The organism is Haloarcula sp. Atlit-47R (genome assembly GCF_003665985.1).
GTDB classification, from domain to species: Archaea; Halobacteriota; Halobacteria; order Halobacteriales; family Haloarculaceae; genus Haloarcula; species Haloarcula taiwanensis.
In genome coordinates, this window is the sequence record NZ_QPLQ01000001.1 from 995,120 (window position 1) to 1,008,792 (window position 13,673).

Below are 13,673 nucleotides of genomic sequence, written 5' to 3' on the forward strand. Positions count from 1 at the left end.
CGCTTACACCATCGGTTACAGGTACTGGGGTACTGCAAAGAGTAGCGGGCGGCTACGCAGTCGTACAGCGAACAGAAGACCTATCAGGGGCCACGACTCTCAGTGCCGGACTCCGTCAGACGATGAAATCGATCGCGCACACGCGGAATCAGGTGTGATAACTGGGCAGGTGGTTTCTAGTACCGCCGCTTGAGTTATTCACACAGACCTGCCGGAGTAGCTATGAAACTTGAACAACGTCTCCCAGATATCGTCCGACAAACGTATCTCCGGAAGTTGGCGCTTATCATTCTCTGTATCGCCCTGCTCGTTGCGGGCGTCAGCGTCACCGCGGAGCGGACGGTTGCAGACGAGCTGACAGAACAGCGTGAAAACGAACTCCAGACCGGGGCCGTCCAGACGGCTACGACAACAGCTGACTGGGTCCGTAGCCAGCGCAACGCCGCTCGAACCCTCTCAACGCTGTCTGACGTTCAGGAGGGAAGCCCGACGATGATCCGTGGCGCGTTACAGCGGCAAGCGTTCTACCAGCCGGAGTCAGTGTACGCCATCCACTACGTTAACGAAGAGACACTGGAGATCAAGGAATCGTCACTGAGCGACCGACGGGAGACGTCGCTCCAGACGGGCGACTTCGAGTGGGAGGGCGGGAGCCTCTCGGTCACCGGGTCGAACTCCGTCGATATGTCGAAAGTGTACACCTATGAGGGAGGGAAGTACATCGCCTTCGCAAGCCCAGTCGCCCGAAGCGACAAACTGGTCGTCGTGGTCCACAACGTGACTGCACGGACGGCCCAGTTCCGTAACTCAATCGAGGGCGGTGAGACACGGATCGTCCGACAGGACGGGACGGTCCAGTTCGCCGAGGACGCATCGACCATCGGCACCCAGTACAACGTCTCCGCCAACCTGACCGCACTCACAGCGGAAGATAGCGGCGTGGCCAGAAGCGGGTCGTACCTGATCGCCGCGGAGTCTGTCGATGACACGCCGTGGATCGTGATCAAGCAGGCCCCGAAATCGACCGCCTTCGCCCTCCGCGACAGTATTCAGGGGAGCTTCGTCGCCATCATCGGTGTGTCACTGGCCGGGTTCGCACTCATCGGCGTCCTCGTCGGTCGCGGGATCATGCAGTCGCTCAGGCGACTCTCGACACAGGCGGAAGCCCTCGCAGTGGGCAACTTCGACACCGACATCGAGCAGTCAGACCGCCTCGATGAGGTCGGCGATGTCCAGAACGCATTCTACGAGATGAAGACGTATCTCGATACCGTCGCCGCACAGGCTGACGCGCTCTCCAGACAGGCGTTCGACGACCCGGCGCTCGACAAGGACGTGCCCGGCCAGCTCGGTTCGTCGCTATCGAGCATGCACGGGAACCTCGAATCGTTCATCAGCGACCTCGAACAGGCCCAGCAGGAGGCCGAAGAGTCCAAGGCAGAGGCAGAAGAGATAGCAGAAACCCTCGAACAGCAGGCCGAGGAGTTCTCGGCCGTGATGCGGAAGGCGGCCGACGGCGACCTCACCCAGCGGCTCGACACCGACACTGACAACGACGCGATGGCCAACATCGCCACCGCGTTCAACGATATGCTCGCCCAGCTCGGCCAGACAGTCATGCGTATCCGTGAGTTTGCCGACGACGTCGACGGCTCCGCAGACCAGATCACCGCAAGCGCCACCGAGGTCCGGAGCGCCAGCGAAGAGGTCAGCGAATCCGTCCAGGAGATCGCCGACGGCGCGGAGACACAGTACGAGAACATCGAGGAGACGGTCGACGAGATGTCGGGCCTCTCCGCAACGGTCGAAGAGGTCGCAGCGCAGGCCGACGAGGTTGCGGCCACGTCGGACGAGGCCGCCGATATCGGCGAAACCGGCAGCGAGCGTGCTTCTGAGGCCATCGATGTGATGAACGACATCGAGACGCGAGCCGACGAAACAATCGACCGCGTCGAGTCACTCGACGAGGAGATGGAGCAGATCGGGGACATCGTCGACCTCATCGACGACATCGCAGAGCAGACGAACATGCTCGCGCTGAACGCCTCCATCGAGGCCGCCCGCGCCGGTGAGGCTGGTGAAGGGTTCGCCGTCGTCGCCGACGAGATCAAGGGTCTTGCGCAGGAGACAACTGAAGCCACCGAAGAAGTCTCGACGGTTATCGAAGACGTACAGGACACCACCGGTGACGCCGTGACCGACATCAGACAGATGGGTGATTCCGTCACTGACGGTATCGAGACTGTCGACGATGCCATCGAATCGCTTGAGGCCATCGTCGACCGGGTCGAGGAGGTAAACGACGGCATTCAGTCCATTAGCGACGCCACCGACGAACAGGCCGCGACGACGGAGGAAGTCGTCGCAATGACCGACGAGGTCGGGACAATCAGCGAGGAAACCGCTTCCAGCGCCGAGAACGTCGCCGCCGCCGCTGAGGAACAGACAGCGACGATCAACGAAGTGACTAGCGGTATCGAATCTCTGTCTGATCAGGCTGGCGACCTCAGCGAACTCCTGCAGACGTTCGATGTCGATAGCGGAACTACACACAGCGATACCGACGTGTACGAACACGACGCGCCAGACGCCTCAGCAGACGACGACTGAATACGTAGTTATTTTATTCTGATACCTACAGTTCTGGTTCGACACTCTGCTCGAACCATTGATAGAGACTGTAACCATCAAAAAGGATACCGATGCCAGAGCCGAGATCCTGCCGCTGACTGAACCGGACAAGATAAAAGAGCGCAACTAGCCCCCCGCCGGTAAGCGAGTACGGCAGTGACGCGAGCAGTCCCTTGACGGGTATTGTGGCTAGCAGTAACACGAACAGCGCGAGAGTAGACGTGCCCTCGAGTGCGGACGGCGGATTCCCCAGAACGTGTGCGTGAGACAGGTAGATTCCGACGATAGTCAGTGGAGCGAGGAGGTTGCTACCGTCTGGACGCCGGAGCGAAGGCATAGCAGTCCGTTCACAGCCGACGAAAAAACAGTTTCTGCCAGTCACCGCGTCGACTGTCCGGCTACTCGGGTCCACACCCCGTCCGAATCGCCCCGCTCAGGTCAGTTCGATGCCGTCGATGTCGAAGTGTCGCTTGGCCAGTTGCCGGGCGGCGTCGATGTTGCGCCCCTCGCGGCCGATTGCGGCCCCGCGGTCCTCCTGTGCCACTTCGACGTAGGCGACGGTGTCGTCGTTCTCGGAGACGGTGACGTTGTACACCGCGGCCGGTGCGAGCGCGTTGGCCACGAAGTCCTCGGCCGTCTCGGCGGCCTCGACGAGTTTCACCTCGCGGCCCAGACGCTCCTCGACGCGTTCGACCGTCTGACCGCCCGGGCCGATAGCGTCGGCCATCTCGCCGCGTTTGACCAGGTACACCACCTGGTCGTGCTCTTCGTCGACGACGCAATCCCGGACGGTGACGGCTGCCTCGTCCTCGAAGAGGGCGACCAGTCGACGTGCTTCGTCCGAGAGTTCGACCCGCATCAGTCCTGAGTCGTACCCATCCGGAGGTTGACGTCACCGGTGCCGAGTTTGATCGGCTTCCCGACGATGACGTTCTCCGTGACGCCGTCGAGTTCGTCGACCTCGCCGTGGATGGCGGCGTCAAGCAGGTGGTTGACGGTGACCTCGAACGCTGCGCGGGCGAGCACGGAGTCTTTCGACCCGGAGATGCCGTGGCGGCCGATGGACTCGATGGTCCCCTCGTTAGTCATGATGTCGGCCACGAGCATCAGGTGCCGGACGTTCACGTCGTCCAGCCCCTGCTCTTCGAGCGTGTTCATCGTCTCGTTGATGAGCGTTTCACGGGCTGCTTCGACGCCGAGTTCCCGGTAAATCTCGTGAATGTTGTTACACGTGGTCCGGGAGGCGTCGACACCCTCGATGTCCAGCACTTCGCCGAAGTCCGACCCCTCGGTGTAGAGGACGAACTCCTCGCCGTTGTCGGTCTCCTCCTTGCGGATGACGACGCGGGTAATCTCCTCGATGCCCTTGAAGACGATCTCTCGAAGCTCCTCGACCAGCTGGAGCAGGTCGCGGTAGCTGGGTTCCTCCGGGCCGAACTCGATGACCGTCCCGACCTGCCGGGTCGAGACGCCGAGGTTCGACTCGATGGTTTCGGCGATTTCCTCGGCGATGGCGTCGGTGTCGTTGACCGTCGGCCACCGCTCCAGCAGCGTGTCCTCGTTGAGGTCTATCTCGACGAGCATGTCCGCGACGTTCGTCGAGATGTCTCCCAGCGCGAGGATGCGCGTCGCCTCTATCTTCCAGACGACCTCGTGGGCGCGCTCGCGGTCCTGGGCGTACTCCTCGTCCAGATGGACCGTCATCATCGGCGTGTCCGGCGTCTTCCGGGCGTCCACCAGCTCGATGAGCCGGGGTAGCCCCTGAGTCACGTCGATTTCGGCGACCCCCGCGTAGTGGAACGTGTTCATCGTCATCTGCGTTCCCGGTTCGCCGATGGACTGGGCCGAGACGGTTCCGACCGGGTCCAGCGGGTCGACGCGGGTGTCGAGATAGCGTGACTCGACGGCCTTGGCGATGCGGTCGGCGTCGTCGACGCCGACGCCGCGTTCCTCGATGGTGCTGTACACTTCGTCTTTCAGCCGTCGCGGCAGCTCGGTGTCCTCGACGACGGCCTCGATGTCTGCTGATACGTCGTGTGCTGTCATTGTTAGTCGTCACCCTCGGCCATCCACCAGTCGTCCGCGTGCTCCGAGAGGTTGGTCCGCTCGGTGCGGGTCCCGAGGAAGCTCTCTTTTTGCTTTTCGCTCTCGAACTCCTCGTCGAGGACGCTGTCGGCGATCTGCTCGACGTCGACGGCGGCCTCGTCCTGGTTCGAGGAGACGTCGACCGGCGACGTGCCGTCCTCGCCGAACTCGAACTGAACGATGGTGTCGCTTGTGTCCCGGACGGTGCCGTCGTACTGCGTCTCCAGTTCGGAGAGGGCGTTGATGAGCCGGCGCTGGAGGTACCCGGACTTGGAGGTCCGGACGGCCGTGTCGACCAGCCCCTCGCGGCCACCCATCGCGTGGAAGAAGAACTCCTTGGGGCCGAGGCCGGAGCGGTAGGAGGCCTCCACGAAGCCGTGGGCGTCCGCCGACAGGTCGTTCTCCTCGAAGTGCGAGAGGGTGCGGTTCTCGTACCCGCGGTTGATCCGCTCGCCGCGGACTGCCTGCTGGCCGACACAGCCGGCCATCTGGGTCAGGTTCAGCATCGACCCACGCGCACCGGACTCGGCCATGATGACGGCCGGGTTGTCCTCGCCGAAGTGGTCCTCGGCGATGTCACCGGCGGAGTCACGCGCCTTGCCCAGCGTCTGCATGATTTTCATCTCCAGCGTCTCGTCGACGGTCCGGCCGGGCAGGGATTCGAGTTCGCCCCGTTCGTAGGTCTCGATGAGTTCCTCGACGCGGTCGTACGCGCTGTCGATGGCGTCGTTGATCTGCTCTTCCGCTTCTCGTGGGATAGACTCGTCGTCGATGCTGATGGAGAACCCAAAGTGCATGATAGAGCGCATCGCCAGCGCCGAGACCTCGTTGACCAGAATCCGGGCGCGGGTCCGCGAGTAGTCCTTGGCGATGGTGTCGACGATTTCGCCGCCGAATGCGCCGACGGCGTCCTCGTCGATGGTGCCGCCAGTCATCTGGCCGTCCTCGACGACGACCGTGTCGCCGGCGGAGGACGTGAACTCCAGGTTCAGGTCGTCGGGCAGCAGTTCCGAGAACAGCGAGCGGCCGGTCCAGTACTCCTCGCCGTCCTCGTCGACGCCGTCCGGCTCGGGCAGTTCGTCGATTCGGGTCGCACGCAGGAGGTCGAGCGCCTGCGTCTCGTTGAACTTCGGATTGGTGTGGGTCAGCAGGTACGTCCCGCTGATGTGGTCCTGAATCGCGCCGATGATGTTCTCGCCGAAGCGCGGCGAGAGCATCTGTTCCTGCACGCGCATGAGGACCCGGGCCTCCGCGCGGGCCTCCTCGTTTTGCAGGGCGTGCATATTCATCTCGTCGCCGTCGAAGTCAGCATTGTACGGCGGGCAGACCGTCGTGTTCAGCCGGAACGTCTTGTACGGCATCACGACGACCTCGTGGGCCATGATGGACATCCGGTGCAGCGACGGCTGGCGGTTGAAGATAATGATGTCGCCGTCGACCAGGTGGCGGGACACTTCCCACTCGGGTTCGACCTTCTCGGCCAGTTCCTCGCAGTTCTTCTCGGTCACCTTCAGCCGGCGGCCGTCGGGCCGCTTGACGTAGTTCGCGCCGGGGTGGGCTTCCGGCCCGTTGGAGACGTAGCGACGGGCCTCTTCGAGGTTGCGCTCGGTGACGTTCATCGTCTGGGTCATCTCCTTTGCGACCCGATCCGGGACGCCGACCTCATTGAGCGAGAGCGTCGGGTCCGGCGAGATGACGGTACGAGCGGAGAAGTTCACGCGCTTCCCGGACAGCGAGCCGCGGAAGCGGCCCTCCTTGCCCTTCAGGCGCTGGGAGAGCGTCTTGAGCGGCCGGCCGGAGCGGTGTCGCGCCGGCGGCGTGCCCGAGATCTCGTTGTCCATGAAGGTGGTGACGTGGTACTGCAGCAGTTCCCAGAGGTCCTCGATAATCAGCTGTGGCGCACCCGCCTCGCGGTTCTCCATGAACCGCTGATTGATGCGGATGATGTCCACGAGCTTGTGCGTGAGGTCGTCCTCGGAGCGCTGGCCGTTGTCCAGCGTAATCGAGGGCCGAGCGGTGACCGGCGGCACCGGCAGCACCGTCAGAATCATCCACTCGGGCCGTGAACGGGCCGGTTTCATCCCCAGCACTTCGATGTCCTCGTCCGGGATGTCCTCGAACCAGTCCCGGATGTCGCTGGGCATGAGCTTGTTCATGTCCTCCTCAGTCAGGTCGACCGACAGCGCCTTCTCTAGGGCGCGGCGGTCCTCCTGGCGCGGGCGGAACTCGCCGCTGAGAATCTCCTGGACGCGGCTGCTGTCGATGCCGGTCTCCTCGGATAGTTCGACGGGCGAGATCGGCTCCTCGGCCTCCTCCATCGCGGCGGCGATTCGCTCGGGGTAGTCCGAGGCCAGCACGTCCTGGACCTCGTAGTAGGTGGTCGGCTTCTCGTGTTTGATGTCGTACTGCTTCTCGCCACAGAACGGACAGCGGTCCTTCTTGCGGGCCTGCCGGATGGCGGCCTTGGTCACGTCGTTGAGGTCGCGGCCGAGGTCCTGGGTCCGTGTCAGTCGGTCGGCGAACTCGTCGCGCTCGTGCTCGTCGAGACAGAGCCGAGAGCACTCCCGGCAGGTCCCGCGCAGGAGCCGGCGGATGAGCTTCGCGAAGCCGACGTGGATGACCGGCGCGGCGAGTTCGATGTGGCCGAAGTGACCGTTACACGACCCGCTGTGTTTCCCGCAGGTCTTGCACTCCAGTCCGGGGTCGATGACGCCCAGTCGCGGGTCCATCAGCCCCATGTCGATGGGGAAGCCGTCGTCGTCGTACGTGTCGGCCGTAATCACTTTTGTGGCCGACATCTCGCGGTACTCCTCCGGGTCCATCAGCCCGAAACTGAGCTGACCGATTTCCTGTGGTGTCTGTTGTGAACTCATACTGCGTCCTCCAGTTCGATCCGCGGGGCGATTCCGAGCGCCTTCATCTCGTCAAGCAGGAGCTTGAACGCGTAGGACATCTCGACCTCGTGGATGTCGGTCTCCTCCTCGCAGTTCGGACAGTAGATACGCCGCTGTTCGACGTTCTCGACGGCCGTCATCCCACACTGCCCACAGACGTTTATCCACTCGCGGTCGGACTCGTCGAGCAGGCGCTCCTTGAGCGCCATCGCCGCGCCGTGCCCGATGAGCACGTCCCGCTCCATCTCACCTACACGGAGGCCACCCTCGCGGGCGCGCCCCTCGGTGGGCTGGCGGGTAAGCACCTGCACCGGCCCGCGCGAGCGGGCGTGCAGTTTGTTCGACACCATGTGGTAGAGCTTCTGGTAGAAGATGTCGCCGACGAAGATTTCCGCGTCGATTTTCTCGCCGGTGACGCCGGAGTACATCGTCTCCTTGCCCGACGAATCGAAGCCGTGCTCTTCGAGCGAGCCACGCAGTTCCTCCTCGTCCTCGCCGGTGAAGGCGGTGCCGTCGACGCGTCGGCCTTCGAGCGCACCGACCTTCCCGCCAATCATCTCCAGGATGTGGCCGACGGTCATCCGCGACGGCAGCGCGTGCGGATTGATGATGAGGTCCGGGACGACGCCCTCCTCGGTGAACGGCATGTCCTCCTGGGGGGCGATGTGGCCGACGACGCCCTTCTGGCCGTGGCGGCTGGCGAACTTGTCCCCGAGTTCGGGGATGCGCTCGTCACGCACCGAGACCTTCGAGAGCTTCGAGCCGTCCTCGCCTTCCATCAGCGTGACCGTGTCCACGACGCCGGATTCGCCCGAGCGCATCGTCACGCTCGTCTCGCGGCGCTTCTGGGGGGAGAGTCCGCCCATGTCGTCCGGTTCTTCGAGGAACCGCGGCGGGCTGGTCTTGCCCAGCAGGACGGCGTTCTCGCCGACCTTCGTCTCCGGATTCACGAGACCGTCGTCGTCGAGGTGGGTGTACGCTTCCTCGCCGCGTGCGCCACGGACCTCGTCGTCGGGAATCTCGAAGCGGTCCTCCTGACCGCCGGGGTAGCGCCGTTCCTCGCCCTCGTAGGTGCGGAAGAAGTGCGAGCGGGCGAGCGCGCGGTCGACCGACCCCTGGTTCATCACGAGTGCGTCCTCGATGTTGAACCCCTCGTAGCTCATCACGGCGACGACGAAGTTCTGTGCCGCGGGGCGGTCGTCGTAGCCGATTTGCTCGGTGGTCTGGGTCTTGACCATCGAGAGCTGGGGGTAGTGCAGCAGGTGCTGGCGCGTGTCCGGGCGGATGCGGTAGTTCGCCGACGGCAGGCCCAGCGACTGCTTTATCATCCCCGACCCCATCGTAATCCGGGGCGAGGCGTTGTGTTCGGGATACGGAATCATCCCCGCACCGATACCGAACATCAGCTGCGGGTCGACTTCCAGGTGCGTGTGCTTCTCCGTGAGTTCGTCCTCGTCGACGCCGACGAGGATGTCCTCCTCTTCCTCGGCGTCGATGAACTCGACGAGGCCACGCTCGACGAGTTCCTCGAATTCGAGCTCGCCCTCTTTGACCTGCTCGACCTCCTCGTCGGTCATCAGCGGTTCGCCGTCTTCGACGACCAGCAGCGGGCGTCGGGCACGGCCAGCGTCGGCGTTGATGATGACCTCGCCGGTCCGGTTTTTCACCGAGACGTTGACCATCTGGGAGACGTCTCCCCGTCGTCGCGCCTGTCGTACCTGTTCTGCGAGCTGTTCCGGGTCGGGGTGTGTGCCGACCAGACTACCGTTTACGTATACTTTGGCTTCGCGTCCCTGACTCATGTTAATCGTCCGCGGGCTGCTGTTCTATCGACTCGATACCGGGGATGCCCTGAACCCCCATCTCCGCGAGTTCCTGTTTGAGACCCTGTGGATCCTCGACGTCCTGCGACAGCTCCATCGCCTGGGCGAAGTTCTTCACCAGCCCACAGTTGGGGCCCTCCGGCGTCTCGGAGGGACAGATGCGCCCCCACTGGGTCGCGTGCAGGTCCCGTGCCTCGAAGTGGGGCTGGGAGCGGCTGAGCGGCGAGCGCAGCCGCCGGAGGTGCGAGAGCACCCCCATGAAGTCGGTCCGGTCGACCAGCTGGCTCACGCCGGAGCGGCCGCCGACCCAGTTCCCCGTCGCGATGGGGTGTTCGAGCCGCTCGGTCAGCACGTCCGAGCGAACGACCGTCGAGACGGAGAGCTGCCGGTTGCGCATGTTGGCCCGTTCGAGCTGGTACTTCACGTCCCGGGCGAGCTTGTTCAGCGCCGTCCGGAACAGGTCCGTCATCAGGTCGCCGCTGACCTTCAGCCGCTTGTTCGCGTAGTGGTCCTTGTCGTCGGATTCGCGACGGCCAAGCGCCAGTTCGAAACACGCCTCGGCCATCCGGCAGAGGTAGAACGCCTTGTTGATGCGGACCTCCTCTTCCTCGACGCCTTCCTCGTGCAGATGCGGGAGGAGATAGCGGTCGATGACGTAGTTGGCTCGCTTGAGCTGGTAGTTCTTGCCCTGCCCGGAGGCGACGCGCTTGCCCAGCGTCTCGATTGCTTCCTCGGTCGTCTGGACCTCGGCCTCCTCTAGGTTCTCCAGCATGAACTTCACGATTTCCGGGTCCTCGCTGACGCGGTGGACGATTTCCTCGTCCGATTCCAGCCCCAGCGCGCGCACCAGCGTAACGAAGTCGATACTGCCCGAGACGGACGGGAACGAGACTTCCAGCAGTCCGTCCCGCGTCCGCTCACACAGCACCAGCGCGCGGTAGCCACGGCGCTGGGAGAACGTCTTGGCGACCTGCACCTCGTCGCCGTACTTGGTGTCGTACTCGGCCAGAATCTTGTTCGGGGCGAGGTCCTCGCTGGTCATCAGCACCCGCTCGGAGCCGTTGACACAGAAGTAGCCACCGGGGTCTGCGGGGTCCTCGCCGATGTCGATGAGCTCCTCGTCGGTGAAGCCCGCGATGTTGCACTTGTTCGACCCGACCATGATGGGCATCCGCCCGATCTTGGTCTCGGTCCGGTCGACGACTTCCTCCGGTTCCTCCTCGCCACCGCGGACGATGGCCATCTCCATGAACACCGGCGCGGAGTAGGTAATGTTGCGGAGGCGGGCTTCCTGCGGATACAGCAGTTCCTCGCTGCCGTCGGCCTCGCGGACTCGAGGGGTGACGACGCGGACGTCGCCCAGTTCGACCCACACCGGTTCCTGTCCTTCCTTGTCGCCGATGTCAGTCTCGATGGTCTCTTTCTCGTCGACGACCTGCTGCATCCCTCGGTCGAGGAATGCGTTGAACGAGCGGAAGTGGTGTTCGGCGAGCCGTTCCTTGGCGAAATATTCACGCGATATAGCGCGGCGATCTTGTGTGTCCATTATTCTACCACCAGTCGATAGACAACTGCGGTGTCGGTCGTCCGGGAGTCGCGTTCGATCCGAACCACGTCACCGACTTCGGCGTCGTCCGGCAGCGCCTTGTCGGTGCGCTTGATCTTCGGAAGGTCCGTCTTCTTGATGTCATACTCCGTGAGTACTGCTTCGAGGTCGTCCTCGTCGACGACACTGTGGTCTGGGACGAGGTCGTGTTGACTTACATCTACCATGTGTGTGCGTGTGCGTTTGGCCTGCTGCTGGAGAAGGTGGCTGTCACGAGATACTACAGGGCCGTACTGTCGGGGCGCATATAACACTTACCAAGTCGCTCTGCCGTGGCTATCGGACCCGCCCACCCTCACGGACTGCGGGCGTGGTTGCTCTTACCAACCACATAGCGCAGACCGGACATAGAACTTTGGGTCCCGTCATGTGCATTCATCCCGGGGCGGGTCTCTTTGGAAAGTCTTAATACTGACACCAAGGTACGAAAGAATGCAACGAAGGCCCGGATGGTGTAGTGGCCCATCATACGACCCTGTCACGGTCGTGACGCGGGTTCAAATCCCGCTCCGGGCGTTCTATTGCGACCAAACTGACGAGCGCTATGCAGTGCGTGCTCGTAGGCTGCCCGGATGGTGTAGTGGCCCATCATACGACCCTGTCACGGTCGTGACGCGGGTTCAAATCCCGCTCCGGGCGCTTCTTCGAAATCAAATCATCAAGCGACGCGTTTTATCGCCGTCGTACGGACCGCTGGTGCGTTATTAGTAGCCGTCCAGCAGGCAGTAAACACCGCCTACGTGCCGAGAAAACGGCGTATACTGATGTCACAAGAGCAGTAGCAGGTGGCCGGGGAAGTTCCCCCGTGGCCTGTCATAGTGTCCGTCCACCGGGGTCGGACGTGCTATCACTTCACGTGGGATGGCATATGTTTTGTGTTGGGTGTAAGGCGTGCCGATTAGCGGCTGCCAGCGACAAACTGTTTACCAGGCCCCGCAAAAGAGAGGCCATGGAGGACGTGGATGGCGAGGACATGCCCGGCGCAATCGTCGAGGCGTTCCTCGAACGCGAAGAGGGCGTCCGGGCGCTGCTTGAGGAACTGGAGAAGCTCACTATCGAGGGCCGGCACGAGGAGGTCCGCGACCGTGTTCGCAATCTGGCCGACAGCGACGAGTCGGTGTTTTACACCGTGGCGTTCAGCCTCACCAATTCGCGGCAGTTCTTCGGCGACGTGGAAGCACAGCTGGACGTGACCGCCGCTGACCGGTTGCGGGACCTCGCCGACACGTTTCCCGCACTAGCTGAGCCGTTCAACATCGTCCGGACGGAGCGGGCGGACGACCGCCTCAATCCGGTGACAGACACGAGCTACGCGGTGAGCTACCACCGGGGTGTCGAATCGCCAATGGTGACCTACAGCCCGCTGTCAGGCGAACAGGAGCTGTACGAATCCCGCGGGACACCAAGTGAAGTGTTGCGGGTCGCGTCTGACCTCACGGGCGCGACGACAGACGCGCTGGACGTGGCGATGGATAACGACTACTCGGTCAACACGGAGGAACTGAGCGCGCTCATCGACCGCCGCGAGGAACTGGAGACTGAGCTGAGTAAGCTCCGAGACCAGCTCGACGAACTCCGGCGGACACCGGTCTCAGACGAGTAGGGGTCGTGGACACCGAGCGCACAGTTTCAGCTGACAGACCCGAGCCACAGTGCCGCAACTGGGGCGTTTATGTATCGCGGCCGTAAATGCACAGGTACGACTTGCTATGGGAATGGACCGACTCGAAGATCAGGTCGAGAAGGAGGGGCGGGACCTGTCGATCCTCGAAGCCGTCATCGAGAACGGGCCGATCGGCATCGTTCGGCTCGCCGAGGAGACAGGGGTTCCGAAACACAAAGTGCGATACTCGCTACGGATGCTGGAAGACGACGAACTCATCGAGCCGACGCCGCAGGGAGCGATTCCGGTCGACAACATCGACGAGCGGGTAGCGACGATCAACGACGGCATCGACAGACTTATCGAGCAGTTGGACGGGCTGCGAGACGTGTTCTCGTCTACAGAGTAGCCAGAACGGTCAGTCGAACCCGTTTCCGTGGCAGTAACCCTTTTCGAACGCCGATGCGATGGGTCGATATGGATGTCGCTCTCATTAGCGATTCGCATATTCCGTCCCGGGAACACGAGATTCCGCCGTCGTTCCGGGAGCGCATCGAGGTCGCCGACCACGTCATCCACGCCGGTGACTTCGACAGCAAAGGAGCGCTTGCTGACAGCCAGCACATGGCGGCGGAACTGACCGCCGTCTCGGGCAACATCGACCCGCAGATCGGGTTGCCAGAACGGGCGACAGTCGAACTCGGTGGCGTCACGTTCGTCGTGACACACGGGACTGGCTCACAGCAAGGCTGGGCAGACCGTGTCGCCGCTGCGGTCCGCGAGGAAGCCGACAGTACCGCTGTCGGCGTCGCCGGTCACACTCACGAACTTGTTGACACCGTCTACGAGGGCGTGCGGCTGCTTAACCCCGGCAGCGTCACGGGAGCTTCGCCAGCAGACCGCCCGACGATGTTGACCGCGACAGTCGAGGATGGGACGCTCGACGTAGCAGAGCACGAGCTGTAAAGCGCAGCGCTGTCGCGGCTCGCTCCCGCGTACCGGCAGCTGTTGCCACTGTTGGCCGGCTTTGC

Annotated in this window: 11 protein-coding genes and 2 tRNA genes; 6 read left to right on the forward strand and 7 right to left on the reverse strand. The window is 63.1% G+C overall.

All coding sequences use genetic code 11. The annotated features are described in order from the left end of the window. Positions 1-222 precede the first annotated feature (222 nt). Positions 223-2,610, forward strand: coding sequence for a methyl-accepting chemotaxis protein (locus DVK00_RS05210; RefSeq protein WP_121535660.1), 2,388 nt, complete (start codon positions 223-225; stop codon positions 2,608-2,610). Between the two features lie 25 nt (positions 2,611-2,635). Here the strand turns inward: DVK00_RS05210 and DVK00_RS05215 are convergent, their stop codons facing one another. The 7 genes from DVK00_RS05215 to DVK00_RS05245 form a co-directional block, all read right to left on the reverse strand. Next, entirely contained in the window at positions 2,636-2,968 is a 333-nt protein-coding gene (locus DVK00_RS05215; RefSeq protein WP_101351173.1) for a hypothetical protein, read from the reverse strand. A 96-nt stretch (positions 2,969-3,064) separates the two neighbouring features. Then, complete coding sequence (locus DVK00_RS05220; RefSeq protein WP_101351174.1) at positions 3,065-3,490, reverse strand: NusA-like transcription termination signal-binding factor; 426 nt, start codon at positions 3,488-3,490, stop codon at positions 3,065-3,067. Continuing rightward, a complete protein-coding gene (rpoA2, locus tag DVK00_RS05225) occupies positions 3,490-4,677 on the reverse strand; it encodes a DNA-directed RNA polymerase subunit A'' (protein ID WP_101351175.1) in 1,188 nt (395 codons plus the stop codon). Before rpoA2 ends, DVK00_RS05220 begins: the two co-directional genes overlap by 1 nt. A gap of 2 nt (positions 4,678-4,679) precedes the next feature. Continuing rightward, complete coding sequence (locus tag DVK00_RS05230) at positions 4,680-7,589, reverse strand: DNA-directed RNA polymerase subunit A' (protein WP_121577375.1); 2,910 nt, start codon at positions 7,587-7,589, stop codon at positions 4,680-4,682. Beyond that, the gene (gene rpoB / locus DVK00_RS05235) at positions 7,586-9,412 is read right to left on the reverse strand and encodes a DNA-directed RNA polymerase subunit B (protein ID WP_008307505.1); all 1,827 of its coding nucleotides are present in this window, start codon (positions 9,410-9,412) and stop codon (positions 7,586-7,588) included. Before rpoB ends, DVK00_RS05230 begins: the two co-directional genes overlap by 4 nt. 1 nt (position 9,413) lies before the next feature. Continuing rightward, the gene (locus tag DVK00_RS05240) at positions 9,414-10,979 is read right to left on the reverse strand and encodes a DNA-directed RNA polymerase subunit B'' (protein ID WP_101351177.1); all 1,566 of its coding nucleotides are present in this window, start codon (positions 10,977-10,979) and stop codon (positions 9,414-9,416) included. Further along, entirely contained in the window at positions 10,979-11,206 is a 228-nt protein-coding gene (locus tag DVK00_RS05245; RefSeq protein WP_004515447.1) for a DNA-directed RNA polymerase subunit H, read from the reverse strand. Before DVK00_RS05245 ends, DVK00_RS05240 begins: the two co-directional genes overlap by 1 nt. Before the next feature lie 276 nt (positions 11,207-11,482). Here DVK00_RS05245 and DVK00_RS05250 point away from each other — a divergent pair. From DVK00_RS05250 to DVK00_RS05270, 5 genes are all read left to right on the forward strand, one after another. Further along, positions 11,483-11,555 (forward strand) — tRNA-Asp (locus DVK00_RS05250). Positions 11,556-11,605: 50 nt separating this feature from the next. Beyond that, positions 11,606-11,678: transfer RNA gene (locus tag DVK00_RS05255), tRNA-Asp, on the forward strand. Between the two features lie 310 nt (positions 11,679-11,988). After that, positions 11,989-12,642: a hypothetical protein gene (locus tag DVK00_RS05260; protein ID WP_101351178.1), complete on the forward strand. Its 654-nt coding sequence runs from the start codon at positions 11,989-11,991 to the stop codon at positions 12,640-12,642. A 112-nt stretch (positions 12,643-12,754) separates the two neighbouring features. Beyond that, positions 12,755-13,051: a winged helix-turn-helix transcriptional regulator gene (locus DVK00_RS05265; RefSeq protein WP_198560194.1), complete on the forward strand. Its 297-nt coding sequence runs from the start codon at positions 12,755-12,757 to the stop codon at positions 13,049-13,051. 68 nt (positions 13,052-13,119) lie between these two features. Beyond that, positions 13,120-13,608: a metallophosphoesterase family protein gene (locus tag DVK00_RS05270; protein WP_101351180.1), complete on the forward strand. Its 489-nt coding sequence runs from the start codon at positions 13,120-13,122 to the stop codon at positions 13,606-13,608. The last annotated feature ends 65 nt before the right edge of the window (positions 13,609-13,673 follow it).